We start from the raw sequence: 13,945 nt of genomic DNA, 5'->3' as shown, positions 1-13,945 counted from the left end.
AATGGCCCTATTGCGTGGCCAGTTTGCCCCGCGATCACGGTGAGCGGAAATCATGTGTTTCCCGTCACCTGCAAAATGCCCTTAGCGTGTATTAATGTAGAAATGACCACAGAGCCCCTGAGCAGCCGACCAGATTCCGACGCCGGCCGCGTGTTCATCGGCTATGCCCGCGTTTCGACTCGCGGCCAGGACCTCGATGCGCAGCGGGCCGCCCTGGGCGCGGCCGGCTGCATCCGCATCTTCGAGGAAAAGGCTTCCGGGGCGAAGCGGGACCGGCCCGAGCTGGCGCGGATGCTCGACCATCTGCGTGCCGGCGACGTGGTGACGATCACCAGGCTAGACCGCCTCGCCCGGTCGACCGGCGATCTTCTGGCGATCGCGGAGCGGATCAAGGAGGCCGGCGCTGGCCTGCGTTCGCTGGCCGAGCCGTGGGCCGATACCACGACGCCGGCGGGGCGCATGGTGTTGACCGTGTTCGCCGGCATCGCGGATTTCGAGCGCAGCTTGATCGTGGAGCGCACGAGCGCCGGCCGGATCGCGGCGAAAGCCCGAGGCGTGAAGTTCGGCCCCTCCCCTGCCCTGTCGGCCGAGCAGATCGCCCATGCCCGCCAGCTTATCCATGACGACAAGAAGCCGGTGGCGGAAGTCGCCCGGCTCCTGAATGTGCATCGCGCCACGCTCTACCGGGCGCTTGAGAACGCATTGACGTGAATACGCATTGACGTAACCACGTTTAGTTGCCGGCCCTAGAAGTAGTGCCTTTCCCGGTTCCTTCCGCAAGGGATTGCAGAATCGGGCAGCTTGCTCTTAGTTGTAAACATGAAGGAACGCGCGGAAGAGATTCGCAGGGGCGTTGCCGCCCACAGGGCGCGGCAGATCGCGGCCGGCCGCGTGGCGTTGAATACCTATGTTCCGGGCGAGCTTGTCGAGGCAATCGACAGGATCAAGGAGCAGCGGGGCGCGTCAGCACGCGCGCCGATCATCGAGGAAGCGTTGAGGTTCTATATCGAAGCGAAGCAAGGGACATAACGGCAAAACGCCCGACCGCGCCAACGGTCGAGCGTTTTTGTAGGCCGTCAGACACACCGTAGAGACGGGGCCAAAGCTCTCCCCTTATCTACGCTACAGCACTCCAATCCGCAAGATTGATTCTTTGCGGAAACAGGAAAGTTGTGCCTGCCGTCCGCGCCGTCATGTCCTTCAAATGGAAGGACGACAGGCATGTTGAGGACGCAGATCGCGGCCGCGATCGGCTGCGCGCGCGCAAGCGCGCTTGATGAGATCATGCGGGAGGTATGGACGCGCTACAGCGCCGGCCAGCTCACCGAGGAAGACGCCGGGCAGCTCTCCACGCTCGCCCATGAGCGCCGGGCCGCGTGGCGGGGATCGGGACAGGCCGGGCTTGGCCTGGTCATGCCCCCGGCCGAGCGATGCCCGATGCCAGTTCGCCGGCATAGTCATATCCGGGGGCGATCGGAGGGCCGGATATGGCGGCCGACGACGCGCAGGGACGTTCAGGCGATCTTGAAGGCGGCCGAAATCTACAACGAGGCCGGCTTGCACGAGAAGGGCGAGCGCAGCGGCCCGCTAGGATCGGTGGCGCTCGACGTGCTGCGGCTGTTCGTCAATCTCATAGACTTCCGCACCGGCCGGCTAGAGCCGTCAATCACCACGATCATGGATCGGCTAGGCCGGTCGCGCGATACGATCGTGCGGGCGCTGAAGAACCTGCGGGCGCATGGTTTCATCGACTGGCTGCGGCGCTACGAGCCGACCGGCAACGAGGGGCGCGGCCCACAGGTCCAGCAGACGAGCAACGCTTATCGCCTGTCGCTCCCAGAGAAGGCCCGTCAGTTTCTCGGCAGGTTTGGCAAGGCCCCGCCCCCGCCTGCCGATCATGGACAGGATCAGCAGGCATGGAGCGAGGCAATCGACGCCTACAAGACCGCCCTGCCCCTTGATGAGCGAACGCAGCTCGACGCCGGCGATAGCCCGCTCGGCAAGGCCCTCGTGATGCTGGCAAAGAGTGTGATGAAACGTGAGTCCGATAACCAGACTGAATCCCCATCTGATCTTTACCTAAGAAGACAAACATAAGCGGTCGCCGCTGTTCGGGCCGCTTTCGCGGCCCTGCGGCGGTTCCGATCCGCGTATAAGGCGGATCGGCAAGCGGCACCCTCGCAACAAAACCGCAACGTTCGCGCCGGCGGCAACCGTTCTATGGGCTTTCGAGAGAGGGCTAGGGGCAAGGCTGGCGGTTAATTACTTACGTTAATACGTATTGACGTGTATTCGTATTTATTAGAAGGCGGTGGCGGCGGCCGGGAAAGCGTGCTAGGGTGTACACAATTCAACACAATCGGAGGCGATTCCATGACCGCCAGCACCACCATGACGATTCGGGTTCGGCCCGATGTGAAAGAAAAACTCGACCGGATCGCAAGCGACACGCAGCGGAGCAAATCTTTCCTCGCCGGCGAGGCCGTTGCTGCCTACGTTGATCGCGAGCTTGAAATCATCGACGGCATCAAGCGCGGCATGGCCGACGCAGCGGCCGGCCGCGTGATCCCCCACGCACAGGCCGTCGCGGAAATGCGTGAGGTTATCGAGGAAGCGAAGCGCCGGAAAGCCGCGCACGGATGAGGCCGGTTGTCTGGTCGGTTGAAGCGCAGCGGGATAACCTCGAAATCCTGCGCTACATCGCAGATGAGAACCCATTCGCCGCCGAACGGGTCGTGGACGCGATTGAGGACACCGGGAACAAGCTAGGCGAGATGGCGACCGGGCGGCCGGGACGGGTAAGCGGAACCTATGAAAAGTCCCTGGCCAGGCTTCCCTACATCATCGCCTATGAGCTGCGCGACGTGGAGGGCCGGGAAACCGTCGTGATCGTGCGCGTCATCCACACGTCGCGGGACTGGCCGGCCGAGGAATGGCCGCACTAGCTTAAAGACGTAGTAACGTCCCTAGCTATGTGCTTTAATACTTATTCACGCAAAGAAGGATTGACGCATGAACGTCATTGCGTTTTTGAGCCAGAAGGGCGGGAGCGGGAAAACCACGCTTTCGGTTCATACCGCCGTGGCGGCCGAGGCGACTGGCGAACGGGTTTGCGTCATTGATGCGGACCCGCAGGAGAGCGCGACCGCATGGGCGAGTGCGCGGGAAGCCGGAACGCCGATCGTTGCCACGGCGCAGGCCGGCGAACTGGACGCGGCGCTTAGAGCGGCCGAGGGGGAGGGCATTACCTTGGCCGTGGTGGACGCCCCGCCCCATGCCGCCCCGGCGGCCGGCCAGATAGCCCGTAGGTCGGAGCTGGTCCTGATTCCGGTTCGGCCGTCCGCGTTTGACCTCGCTGCGGTCCCGGCCGCCGTCGAGATCGTGACGGCGGCGAAGGTGCGCGGGGCGTTCGTCCTGTCCGCCTGCCCGTTCCGTGCGCCCGAGATCGGAGAGACGCGCGCGGCGCTGGAAGCCTACGGCCTGCCGATCGTTCCCGGTGAGATCACCGACCGGCGCGCGTTCGCCCGCGCTGTCACGACCGGCAGCGCCGTGACGGAGTTCGAGGCCGAGGGGAAGGCAGCGGAGGAAATCCGGGCTTTGTGGGCATGGATCAAGGACACGTTAGAGCGTAAATAGCTAAATACGTAAGCGCGTATCTAAGGAGCGGAACCTATGGCAAAGAAAGCAACCGGCCTTGCGGCCTTCACCCGCCCGAAAGCTGGCGCGGAAGTCACCAGCCTTGCAGCGATCGAGGACGAGCGGCCGGCCGTGGAGATTCCGACGCCGAGGCGAAAGAGGGGAGGGGGCGAGACTGTCGCGCTAACGGTCAAGGTCCGGCGATCGGACTGGCAGCGCCTTCGCCAGCTCGCGGATGCAGAGGGAACGACGATTCAGGCGATGGCCGAGGCCGGGCTGTCGGCGGTGCTGGCGCAACATGGATTGCCGCCGATCGAACCTTACGCACGTTAATACGTGGATACGTAAATAGCTTAATCCGCAACGCTTGCGCGTGTGGCCCGCCCCCCGGCCGTCCCTACGGCCCTAGATGATGAGAGCGGGCCGGCCGAGGGGCTACCGTTGCGGCCGTGGTTCTTCCCTGAATAGAGCTTGCACCAGGTCGTCAGGTAGATCGCGGCGCGAGCCGCGTCGGCCCGGAGGCGAACGCGCTCCCCAATAGCGCCGTAGAGAGCCGGAGGGCCGTTCGTAACAATGTCCCGGCGCAAAGCGCCGGGTCCGTTTTTCATGCCGCTGCGGGGCCGGCGAGACGTTCGGCGCAGATCGTGGCGACGGCCTCTTGCAGCGCCTTCACGCGATCGACCAGCCACGCCAGTTCCTCGCGGGTAATCTCGTAGGCCGAAGAATAGCGAGCGCCGACATAGGCGCGATCGAGGCGGGTAAAGCATCGCTTGGCGAAACGGCTGTCGCGGGGCCACACGGCGATGAGCTTCGGCGCGATCCGCTCCGCATGTGAGCGCAGGACGGATAGGCGGTGCGATTTAGGGCTGTAGAGCGTCAGGACGGACAGAGCGCAATGATAGAGGCGTTCGACGGTCTGATGCAGATCGAAAGCGGCTTCTTTCTCGTAGCCTCGCCTCATGGCTTCCTGCGCCAGCTCGAAGCGGCGGACGGCGTTCGGAAACCAATGGTCGAAATGCCGTTGCGCTTCGGCGCGGGCTTCCTCTGGCGCGAGGGTTTTGGGGGAGGTGAGGGGATAGCCCGGCAGCTCGTAAAGCACGATTCCGTCGCGGGCTATGTCCACGAAGAAGGGCCGGCCGTGGGTGAGCTGGTCGTTGAAATCCGTGAGGGTATGAACGATGAAGTTGACCGGCGTGGAGAGCCGGCGCGTGATCGTCAGTTCTTGCAGGAACCGTTCCGCCGCCTTTTCCCATGCCTCATATTGTTCGGCAAAGCGGCCGTAGTTGACGACGACGAGCAAGTCATAGTCGGAGCTATAGCCGCTCTTGCGATCTTCGACCCAATCGCCGCGCGCATAGGAGCCGAACAGGATCAGCTTGAGGATGCGGCCGCGTCTGCCTTTTTCGGAGAGCTTGGTTTTAAGCGATTCTTCCAGCTCATCGAACAGGATTTGCGCCGCGCGCTCCAGCTCGCGGCGCTTCCTGTCGGGCAGATGGGCGAGGCGTTCAGGGAGCGTCATACAGCCCCCGGAACTCGGAATCGGCGTAATAGGCGAGCTTTCCGGCGACGATCGGCCGTTGCCCGGCGAGGAACAGCAATTCGGCATGTGCAGGCAGGTTGCGGACCTCATCCGGGGTCAGCAGCGGCCGGGCCGTGTGTTGCTCGCCGTAGGAGAGGCCGGATTTTTCGGAATCGAGCGCCCGGCTCATGGTCTGGAACACAACGGTTCCCTGGCCGAGCAGATCGGAGACGAGGCGGGCGCTGTCGTGATCGTTGACGCCGAACACCTGAAGGACGCCCGCGTTTGACAGGAAGGTGCCGGCGCGCTGCCCGTAGGTGGCGCGGAGCTGGTGAACGTCTTGCAGGATCGGCCAGAGCTGGACGCCATAGCCGGCCATGAGGCCCATTGCGCGCTCGACGGGGGCCAGATGGCCGAGGGCGGCGAACTCATCCAGCAGGTAGAGAACCGGCGCGGCCGGCTTGGCGGGGTCGCGCGCCATGTCGATCAGGCTTTGCGAGACGAGCAGACGCAGCCATCGGGAATAGGTGGCGAGCCGATCGGGCGGCAGGACGAGGAACACCGAGGCGTTGCGGCGCTTGAGATCGGCAAAACGGAAATCCGAGCGGCCGAGGACCGCGACCATGCGCGGGCTGTCGAGGAAATGGGTATGCCGTTGCGCAGCGGAGAGGACGCCGGCCGCTTCCCGGTCGGATTTGCCGAGATGGCGGTTTGCGGCGCGGGCGATCAGGCCGCCGGCGGCCGTTGACGCCTGCATGTCCTTCAGGAGCGCCGCAAAGGCTTCAGGGGCGAGGGTGAGGGCTTCGCGCAGGGTGGCGAGGTTTCGCCTATCGCGCGGCTCGCTGGCGGCAATATGGAGGATCAGGCCGGCAATGAGCGCCTTGGCTTCCTCGTTCCAATGCGCCTCACCGGCCTGGCCGGGTTCATCGAACACGAGGGCGTCGGCTAAGGTGCTGGCATCTTCCGCGACATCGAGGCCGGCCGGGTCGAGCTGGTCGAGCGGATTGAAGGCGGCCGAGGGCTGGCCGGTGACTCCGAAGGGGTCGAGGACGTGGACCGGGCCGAAGGTCTGGCGGGCGCGGCCGGCGATCCTGGCATTTTCGCCCTTGGGGTCGATGCAGATCACGGAGCGGTCGGCGGTGAGCAGGTTCGGGATGATGGTTCCCACCCCTTTGCCGGTGCGCGTCGGGGCCATCGTCAGCAGATGGGCCGGGCCGTCATAGCGCAGGAGCTTGCCGGTCTTTCCATCCCGGCCGATCAGGAGGCCCGAACTGGCGCGGGCGAGGGGTGCGACTTCGGTTGCCGTGGCAAAGCGGGCCGAGCCGTGGGTTTCGCCCTCCATGTCCCCGAAATGCTCAATGAGGGGATTGGTGAGGACACGGAAAACGAGGACCAGGAAGAACAGCAGTAGGAGCAAGCCGGCAATCGTTCTAGCGATCCACCATTCTTGCGGAATCCCATTGGCCGCAACGGCGAGCATCAGCGTGACCAGAAAGACGAAGAAGCCGACTTGCAGCAGATAGCGGCCAGCCCGGAAGGGCGACATGAGGATGCTGGAAATAGCCCATACCGGATCACGCGCGGCGGCGCGCAGCATGTTCTTGAACGCGGCCCAGGCTAACGTCGCCTGATTCATGAGGCGGCCCCCCCGGCGCTGTCTGTCGTCTCCCTGGCCGGCGCGCTGGCGATCAGATCGGCAAAGAGTTCCTTATCTCCGGGGCGCGTCAGGAAGTCGGGCAGCTCGCGCTTGAGCCATTCGCGGAGGCGTCGGGAAAATTCCTCATCCTTGCCGCTTTCGAGGCGATGCAGAACGAGCGCGCCGAGCAGCACCTTGCGGCGGGTATCGTTGGCGCGCTCCTGTTTACCGAGCCGGGCCTTGAGTGTGGCGCGCTGCGCATCCAGCTCGGCCAACCGCTGTTCGATCGTCTTGCGCGCCATGTGTCATTTCCTTCTATCTAGCGGGGCGAGGGGCTGGTCCGCCCTTGAGGCGAACCATGATGATTTTCGGATTTTCGCCAATGCGCTCGACCTCGACAATGCCCGACGCCTCGACCAGATCGGAGAGACGGGGAAAGCCATAGTTGCGGGCGTCGAAATCCGGCGACTGTTTCGCCAGGTGCGCGCCGACGCGGGCCAGATTGGCGCGGCCGTCTTCGTCGGCCGAGGCGGTGACAGCTTTCGCCAGCATGTCGAGAGCAGCGCGATCGAGTGCCGCTTTCGCCGGTGCAGGCTTGGCGGCGGTCGCTTTAGGCGCGGCGACGGCTTCCGCTTCCTTCTGTTCCCCGGCCGTGTTGAGCACGTCGAAATAAACGAACTTGTCGCAAGCGGTGATGAAGGGGCGGGGCGTCTTGCGCTCCCCGAACCCATAGACGATGACGCCTTGCTCACGGATGCGCGCGGCCAGTCGGGCAAAGTCGCTATCACTTGAGACGATGCAGAAACCGGAGAAGCGGCCGGTATAGAGCAAGTCCATCGCGTCGATAATCATCGCGCCGTCAGTGGCATTCTTCCCGGTCGTATAGGCGAACTGCTGGACCGGCTGAATCGAGTGTTCCAGCAGGCACTCTTTCCAGCCGTTGAGGTTCGGCTTGGTCCAATCGCCATAGATGCGCTTGACGCTGGCGGTGCCATAGTTGGCGATCTCGGCCAGCAGCCCGGTTATGATTTTCGGCGTGGCATTGTCGCCGTCGATCAGCAACGCAAGTGTTCCGGTGCTGTCTATTGCCATCGGTCTGCACTCCCAATTTGAGCCGTAGTCTATCCGATGCAAGCAGCGCCACCAAACACGATTATGCGCCACCTTGAATTTTCGGCGGCTTTGCAGCACAATCCGGGCCTCAGTTCATCGGACCGACCTTGCCGCAAGCGCCACACCGAGCGACGAAAGAGCGAAGCGATTAAGTTGAGAAGGGCGCACTTACGAGTTACTGCGCAACTCAGCGCGCCGCCAGCTTGGCGGCTGGCGGGAATGGCTGAAACGGGATCGAGGCAACAGGTTGGCGATCTACCATTTGAGCATGAAGCCAGTTTCGCGGGCGGGTGGCCGTAGCGCCGTCGCCTCGATGGCTTATCGTGCCGGGGAGAAGCTGACCAACGAGCACGACGGGATCACGCACGACTACACGGCCAAGCAGGGCGTTGAACATGCCGAGATCGTCTTGCCCGAGGGCGTCAACGCCGATTGGGCGCGGGATCGGTCGGACTTGTGGAACGCCGCCGAGTTTGCCGAGAAGCGTAAGGATGCCCGCGTTGCGCGGGAGTTCGAGATTGCCTTGCCGCATGAGCTATCGGCCGAGCAGCGGCTAGAGGCGGCGCGGGAGATGGCGCAGGAGCTGGCCGACCGCTACGGCGCGGCCGTGGACTTCGCCATTCATGCGCCGCACGAGGCGAGCGACGTTCGCAATCACCATGTGCATATTCTTATGACCACGCGGCAGGTGACGGAGGACGGTCTAGGCGAGAAGACCTATCTTGAGCGCGAAAACAAATGGCTGCTGTCGAATGGGCTTGCGACGACCGACATGCAGCTTCGCGACCTTCGGCAGACATGGGAGGGGATCGCGAACGAGCGGCTGGCGATGGCCGGGCTTGATATTCGCATCGACCATCGTTCGCACATGGAGCGCGGGCTAGAGATTTCGCCAACCGAGCATATGGGCGTCCATGCCACGCAGATGGAGCGGCGCGGCCTCGACGTGTCGCGGTCGCGGCTAGACGAGGATGCGGCCCGGCGTAATGCCGAGCTGATCCGGGAGAAGCCCGAGCAGGTTCTAACCCTCATCACCGGGGAAAAGAGCGTGTTCGACCGGCGCGACGTTGCGCGGACGCTGCATCGCTACATCAACGACGATGTGCAGGAGTTCCAGAGCGCCTTTGCGAAGGTGATGGCCTCGCCGGCGCTGGTGGAGTTGCAGGCCGAGCGCGCGGACCCGGCAACCGGCGAGATCGAGCTTGCGCGGTATTCCACCCGCGAAATGGTCGAGATCGAATCCGGCATGATCGAGAGCGCGCAGCGGATGCACGCGGCCCATGGTCATGGCGTCGATCGCCGGCATGTCGAGCGCGCCATAGAGCGGCAGGACGCCGCCATTCAGCGCAGCGCCGGCGATGCTTCCGCCCGGCTGTCCGACGAGCAGCGCGGGGCGATCGAGCATATCACCGGATCGGAGCGGATCGCGGCCGTTGTCGGTTATGCCGGCGCTGGCAAGTCCACCATGCTCGCCGCAGCACGCGAGGCATGGGAGGCCGAGGGCTATACGGTCCATGGCGCGGCCTTGTCCGGAAAGGCGGCCGAGGGGTTGGAGGAATCTTCCGGCATCCAGAGCCGCACGTTGGCGTCATGGTCCCGCGGTTGGGACAACCCACATAGTGGGGACCGCTATGCACTCGGCCGCGGCGACGTGTTCGTGATCGACGAGGCCGGCATGGTCGGGAGCCGCCAGCTCGCCCGTTTCGTTGGCGAGGCCGAGGCGCGCGGGGCGAAGATCGTCCTTGTAGGCGACCATGAGCAGTTGCAGGCGATCGGGGCCGGCGCGCCGTTCCGGGCGATCACGGAGGAAATCGGCCATGCCGAGCTTTCCGAGATACGCCGGCAGCGCGTGGACTGGCAGCGGGAGGCGTCGGTTGACTTCGCCACGCACCGGACGGCCGAGGGGCTGGCGGCCTATCGGGATCATGGCAATATCAGCTTTGCCGAAACCGGCGAGGACGCGCGCGGCCAGATCGTGCGCGATTATCTTGCCGATCGTGACGAGCGCCCGGACGGCACCCGCGTAGCGATGGCGCATCGCCGGGCCGATGTTCGGGCGATCAATGACGCGATCCGGACGGAGCTACAGGACCGGGGCGAGCTGGCGCAGGGCGAGGACGCCGGCGCGCTGACCTTCCAGACCAATGACGGCCAGCGGGAGTTCGCGCCCGGCGACCGCATCGTGTTCTTGGAGAACAACCGCGACCTTGGCGTGAAAAACGGGATGCTCGGGACAGTGCAGGCCGTCGAGCCGCACGCAATACAAGTTCGGCTCGACGGAAAAGCGGCGGATGACCCGCGCACCGTCAATGTGCCGATGAATGATTACCAAGCCGTTGACCACGGCTATGCGACGACGATTCACAAGAACCAGGGCGCGACGGTCGATCGGTCCTATGTGATGGCGTCGGGGACGATGGACCGGCATCTAACCTATGTCGCCATGACCCGGCACAGGGACGGCGTGCAGCTCTATGCGGGCCAGGTCGAGTTCACCAATGCCGGCCGCTTGGTCGAGCATGGGGCCGCGCCGTTCGAGCACAAGGAAGGCAATAGCGAGAGCTATTTTGTGACGCTGGAAAACGCCAAGGGCGAGAAGCGCACCCTATGGGGCGTTGATCTTGAGCGCGCCATGCAGGACGCAGCGCCGGAGATCGGGGACAAGATCGGGCTTCAACATCTAGGTTCCACCTCCGTCACCTTGCCGGACGGGACGCAGACGCATCGGAACGCATGGAAGGTTCAGGACGCCGGCGAGCTGGCCTATAGCCAGTTAGAGCGCCGCCTGTCCCGGTCGGGCGTGAAGGAAACGACGCTCGATTATACCCGCGATTTTGCCGAACGGCGCGGGATCGCGGAGCAAATGGGCGTCCGTAGCGAGATCGAAATTCCGGCCGAGCGCGCCGGGCTACGTGCGGAGCGAGAGTCGACGGCCGGGGATCATGCCCTTGATCGGAGATCCTCGCAAAAAATCCGCGCGGATCTCGGGCAGGATCTTCGTGCAGATCCGCGCGAGGATCTCGCCGGCGATCGACAGCAGCGCCGCAATCCGTTTGAGGGCCTGAAACTCGGGCGCGGCGCGGCGGCCGAGAGCCGCGAGCCAGACCGCGCCGGCGAGGACGGCCCGCAGATCGACAGACAAGGCCCACAGCAGGCCGAGAAGCAGCGGCGCGGTATGTTCGCCGGCCTCAAGCTCAATGCGCGTCCTGCCCCTTCTCAGGAGCGCAGCGAGCGGCCGGAAAGGGAAGGGAGCTTGCGGCCGGCGCCGGCGCCCGACCGGCTGGCCGAGCGGGCGCGGGGGTCGTCGCCGCTTGAGCAGGCCGTTGACCGCTATTCGCGGGCCTATCAGTCGATCGACCAGCACCGGCGCGAGGGCCTGCCCGTTCTCGACATGCAGCGGCAGGAAATGCAGCAGGCCGGCCAGCAGCTCGACCAGGTGCGCGACGGTCTGAAAGATTTGATGCGCTCGACCCTGCAATATGATCCGGCCACGGCGCGCGCCATGACCGAGCTTTCCGGCCGGGAGCGTGTCGCGCAGGTCATCGACGGGATGAAGCGGGAAAACGCCGCCCTGCAAGACCCCAATGTCAGGGCCGAGCGGTTCGTTGAACGCTGGCAGGATTTGAAGGCGCAGCGCCACGAGCTGCGCGGCTGGCAGCACGATCAGGCGCGCGGCAAGGTCGAAGGCCAGATGCAGGGCCTTGCCAAGAGCCTCGAACGCGACCCGCAGGTTGAATCCATCCTGCGCAATCGCCGGCAGGAACTCGGGATCGGCCAGCAAATCCGCCAGAATGAGGGCATATCCCGCGAGCTGGAACAGAGCATCACGCGGGGCCGAACGCTTGGCCTTGGCCGATAACAGGGAGAAGACATGACCGAGGACGACGAAAACCGCGACGACATGGAAGGTTTTGAGCCAGAGGCAGCGGCCGACGAGGACGGCGACCCGGCGCAGGCGTTCGAGGCGCTACGGCAGACCGTCGAAAGCCTAGCCGGCAATCTCACGCGGGAAATGACCAATATCCGCAAGGGCGTTGAACTGGCCTTGGATCGGTTCGAGGAAGTCGGGCCAGCGGCCGACTATCGGCCGGAATTTGGCAAGGTGGCGCAGCAGCTCGCCGCTGTCGCGGAGCACCTGCAGGGCGTCGAGCAATCGCCGGTCCTGCGCAATGGGCCGGAGCATTATGCCCGCGCGCTCGAGCGCAGCGGTGAGGGTCTGGTTAAGACGGCCGTGCAGCAGCTCGAGCGCCAGGCATCCGACCTCGAGCGCGCGGGCCGGAACCTCGCCAGCTATACGCAAAGCGCCTACGACCGAAAAAGCCAGGATTTCCGCATGTGGACGGCCGGCCTGGTTGGGCTGGCCTTTGGCATATTCCTGATTTTGCTATTGCCGCGCTTCCTGCCGTTTTCGGCCGACAGCCATGTTGCCAGCCTGGTCATGGGCTTTGATCGCGTCAGCGCCGGCTATGCGATGATCGGGGCGGATAATCCCCTTGAAGTCGAGAAAATGAAATGGGGCGGCCGGTTCTACAACGCCAGCGGCGGGGAGATTTCCGCGTGCATGGAGAGGGCCAGGCAGACCGGAAAAGACCAGCAATGCACCATCACTGTGCCAGCGCCGGAATGACCGGCGTTTTCATCCGGCGCTTCGCATGTTCCAAGGCAAAGAAAATTTCTTGATGAGGCCAAGCTCAAGGCCGGCGCTTCCGTGGACCGGCAGGCCATTCCATTCGAGATCGGGCGGCTCGGCAATGTATATGTCGATTGCGGGCGTGGTCAGCAGCTCATTTTTGATAATGCCGTTTAGGCGCAGGCTGGTGCGCTGCGAAACGCCGGGTTTCCCGTAAAAATATAGCCTCTTGGCAAGCCCCATAGTCGCTACCCCGACATAGAGGGCGAAGCCGTCTTTCACAAAAGCATAGACTCCAACCCCTTTCGGTAAGGGCTGGTCAAGCACCAGGTTATTTGTCGCGGACAATACCCATCGGCCGGAAAACGTGAATCCGCCTGCAATCAGCGTATCGACTGGCAGCGGCGGTTTTTCTTGAGATGGCGGCCGGCCGGCTTCAGATACCCTATTTGTAGCGGCTTGCCAACATAAGCGCCTCTGCTCGCAAACATCGGCATTTTCTGCTCGAATTATCTGACAATGGAGCGGGCGTCGTGCTCACGCTCTTTGCCAATGTGCTCGCAAACATCCGGGTCTGCTTGCAAACATCCGCCACGTGCTCAGATTAATTGCCAGCGACGGCATGGTCAAACCGGGACGCCTGCCTGTCGTAGTTGCTCGGTCAGCTGACGGGAATATTCGGGATCAAGGGTGCCCGCCAGGAAGGCGCGGATATACGGACATGCGCTGTGGCTTTCCCTCCTTGGCGCTTCGGGTGCAGGAGGTTCTGCAGCATGATCCGTTGTCAGGGCATCTCTTCGTCTTCAGGGGCCGCAGATCGGATATTTTGAAGATCATCTGGCATGATGGTCTGGGCGCCTGCCTTTTTACCCGGCGGCTGGAGAAGGGCCGGTTTATCTGGCCGAATATGGGATAGCATCCGTCAAGGTGGTGTAGAATTGGGACCGGGCCGTCATGATCAGGCGGCTCTGGGTGAAATTTCTCCATCGCAGCTACGCGAGGAGGTAGAGCTGAGTTTAAGTGCTGTCATTGAAGTTTCACGAGCCTGATAAACGGACGTCATATGTCGCCCATAGTGATGCAAATATTCAATCGATGCACCACTAACGATCAGGATTATTGTGATGCTGGCTCTGAACGGAGTTGCCGTGACCTATGCCTGTTGATTTCCACTGAGAGTTGACCCGGCAGGCACGGATTTTTCCATCGAGAAGTGACCCATGTTTTCACCACGTCTCACGCGGCATCGCGGGGGACAGCGGAGTGATCGACATGGAGTTATTGAGCGTCATGGGGCTCTGTGGTCATTTCTACATTAATACACGCTAAGGGCATTTTGCAGGTGACGGGAAACACATGATTTCCGCTCACCGTGATCGCGGGGCAAACTGGCCACGCAATAGGGCCATTT

Annotated in this window: 15 protein-coding genes; 10 read left to right on the top strand and 5 right to left on the bottom strand. The window is 63.5% G+C overall.

Annotation, left to right across the window (positions count from 1 at the left end):
* From ACP7B1_RS24430 to ACP7B1_RS24400, 7 genes are all read left to right on the top strand, one after another.
* Positions 1–711, top strand: a 711-nt coding sequence (locus ACP7B1_RS24430; protein WP_426137400.1) for a recombinase family protein, incomplete at its 5' end; no start/stop codon positions are given.
* A 108-nt stretch (positions 712–819) separates the two neighbouring features.
* Positions 820–1,029, top strand: coding sequence for a ribbon-helix-helix protein, CopG family (locus ACP7B1_RS24425; RefSeq protein ID WP_017502925.1), 210 nt, complete (start codon positions 820–822; stop codon positions 1,027–1,029).
* A 192-nt stretch (positions 1,030–1,221) separates the two neighbouring features.
* Positions 1,222–2,097 carry a helix-turn-helix domain-containing protein gene (locus ACP7B1_RS24420; protein WP_395773273.1) on the top strand — a complete coding sequence of 292 codons (876 nt, stop codon included), beginning with the start codon at positions 1,222–1,224 and terminating at the stop codon, positions 2,095–2,097.
* 276 nt (positions 2,098–2,373) lie between these two features.
* Entirely contained in the window at positions 2,374–2,643 is a 270-nt protein-coding gene (locus tag ACP7B1_RS24415; protein WP_395773272.1) for a CopG family ribbon-helix-helix protein, read from the top strand.
* Entirely contained in the window at positions 2,640–2,945 is a 306-nt protein-coding gene (locus ACP7B1_RS24410; protein ID WP_395773271.1) for a type II toxin-antitoxin system RelE/ParE family toxin, read from the top strand. Before ACP7B1_RS24415 ends, ACP7B1_RS24410 begins: the two co-directional genes overlap by 4 nt.
* 67 nt (positions 2,946–3,012) lie before the next feature.
* Positions 3,013–3,636 carry a ParA family partition ATPase gene (gene parA / locus ACP7B1_RS24405; protein WP_010399257.1) on the top strand — a complete coding sequence of 208 codons (624 nt, stop codon included), beginning with the start codon at positions 3,013–3,015 and terminating at the stop codon, positions 3,634–3,636.
* Between the two features lie 36 nt (positions 3,637–3,672).
* Positions 3,673–3,969 carry a hypothetical protein gene (locus tag ACP7B1_RS24400; RefSeq protein WP_010399254.1) on the top strand — a complete coding sequence of 99 codons (297 nt, stop codon included), beginning with the start codon at positions 3,673–3,675 and terminating at the stop codon, positions 3,967–3,969.
* Positions 3,970–4,240: 271 nt separating this feature from the next.
* On the opposite strand, the gene ACP7B1_RS24395 is transcribed toward ACP7B1_RS24400, so the two are convergent.
* The 4 genes from ACP7B1_RS24395 to ACP7B1_RS24380 are packed head-to-tail and all read right to left on the bottom strand — an operon-like array spanning position 4,241 to position 7,883.
* Positions 4,241–5,155, bottom strand: coding sequence for a HEPN domain-containing protein (locus ACP7B1_RS24395; protein WP_395773270.1), 915 nt, complete (start codon positions 5,153–5,155; stop codon positions 4,241–4,243).
* Positions 5,142–6,791 (bottom strand): type IV secretory system conjugative DNA transfer family protein, encoded by a 1,650-nt coding sequence (locus ACP7B1_RS24390; protein WP_395773269.1) that lies wholly within the window; start codon positions 6,789–6,791, stop codon positions 5,142–5,144. The genes ACP7B1_RS24395 and ACP7B1_RS24390 overlap by 14 nt, the downstream gene beginning before the upstream one ends.
* Positions 6,788–7,093, bottom strand: a complete 306-nt coding sequence (locus ACP7B1_RS24385) for a mobilization protein (RefSeq protein ID WP_191321118.1) — start codon at positions 7,091–7,093, stop codon at positions 6,788–6,790. Before ACP7B1_RS24385 ends, ACP7B1_RS24390 begins: the two co-directional genes overlap by 4 nt.
* Before the next feature lie 13 nt (positions 7,094–7,106).
* Entirely contained in the window at positions 7,107–7,883 is a 777-nt protein-coding gene (locus ACP7B1_RS24380) for an NYN domain-containing protein (RefSeq protein ID WP_395773268.1), read from the bottom strand.
* Between the two features lie 268 nt (positions 7,884–8,151).
* Between ACP7B1_RS24380 and traA the strand changes: the two genes are divergently transcribed.
* A complete protein-coding gene (traA, locus tag ACP7B1_RS24375) occupies positions 8,152–11,763 on the top strand; it encodes a Ti-type conjugative transfer relaxase TraA (protein WP_395773267.1) in 3,612 nt (1,203 codons plus the stop codon).
* A 12-nt stretch (positions 11,764–11,775) separates the two neighbouring features.
* Entirely contained in the window at positions 11,776–12,531 is a 756-nt protein-coding gene (locus ACP7B1_RS24370) for a DUF6118 family protein (protein WP_395773266.1), read from the top strand.
* A gap of 9 nt (positions 12,532–12,540) precedes the next feature.
* On the opposite strand, the gene ACP7B1_RS24365 is transcribed toward ACP7B1_RS24370, so the two are convergent.
* Positions 12,541–12,816, bottom strand: a complete 276-nt coding sequence (locus ACP7B1_RS24365) for a hypothetical protein (protein WP_426137399.1) — start codon at positions 12,814–12,816, stop codon at positions 12,541–12,543.
* A gap of 340 nt (positions 12,817–13,156) precedes the next feature.
* On the opposite strand from ACP7B1_RS24365, the gene tnpB reads away from it, so the two are divergent.
* A complete protein-coding gene (gene tnpB / locus ACP7B1_RS24360; protein WP_080600525.1) occupies positions 13,157–13,450 on the top strand; it encodes an IS66 family insertion sequence element accessory protein TnpB in 294 nt (97 codons plus the stop codon).
* Positions 13,451–13,945: the final 495 nt, after the last annotated feature.

This window comes from Phyllobacterium sp. SL163 (genome assembly GCF_049896885.1).
Lineage (GTDB): Bacteria > Pseudomonadota > Alphaproteobacteria > Rhizobiales > Rhizobiaceae > Phyllobacterium > Phyllobacterium calauticae.
This window is presented reverse-complemented; position numbering and strand designations above follow the sequence as displayed.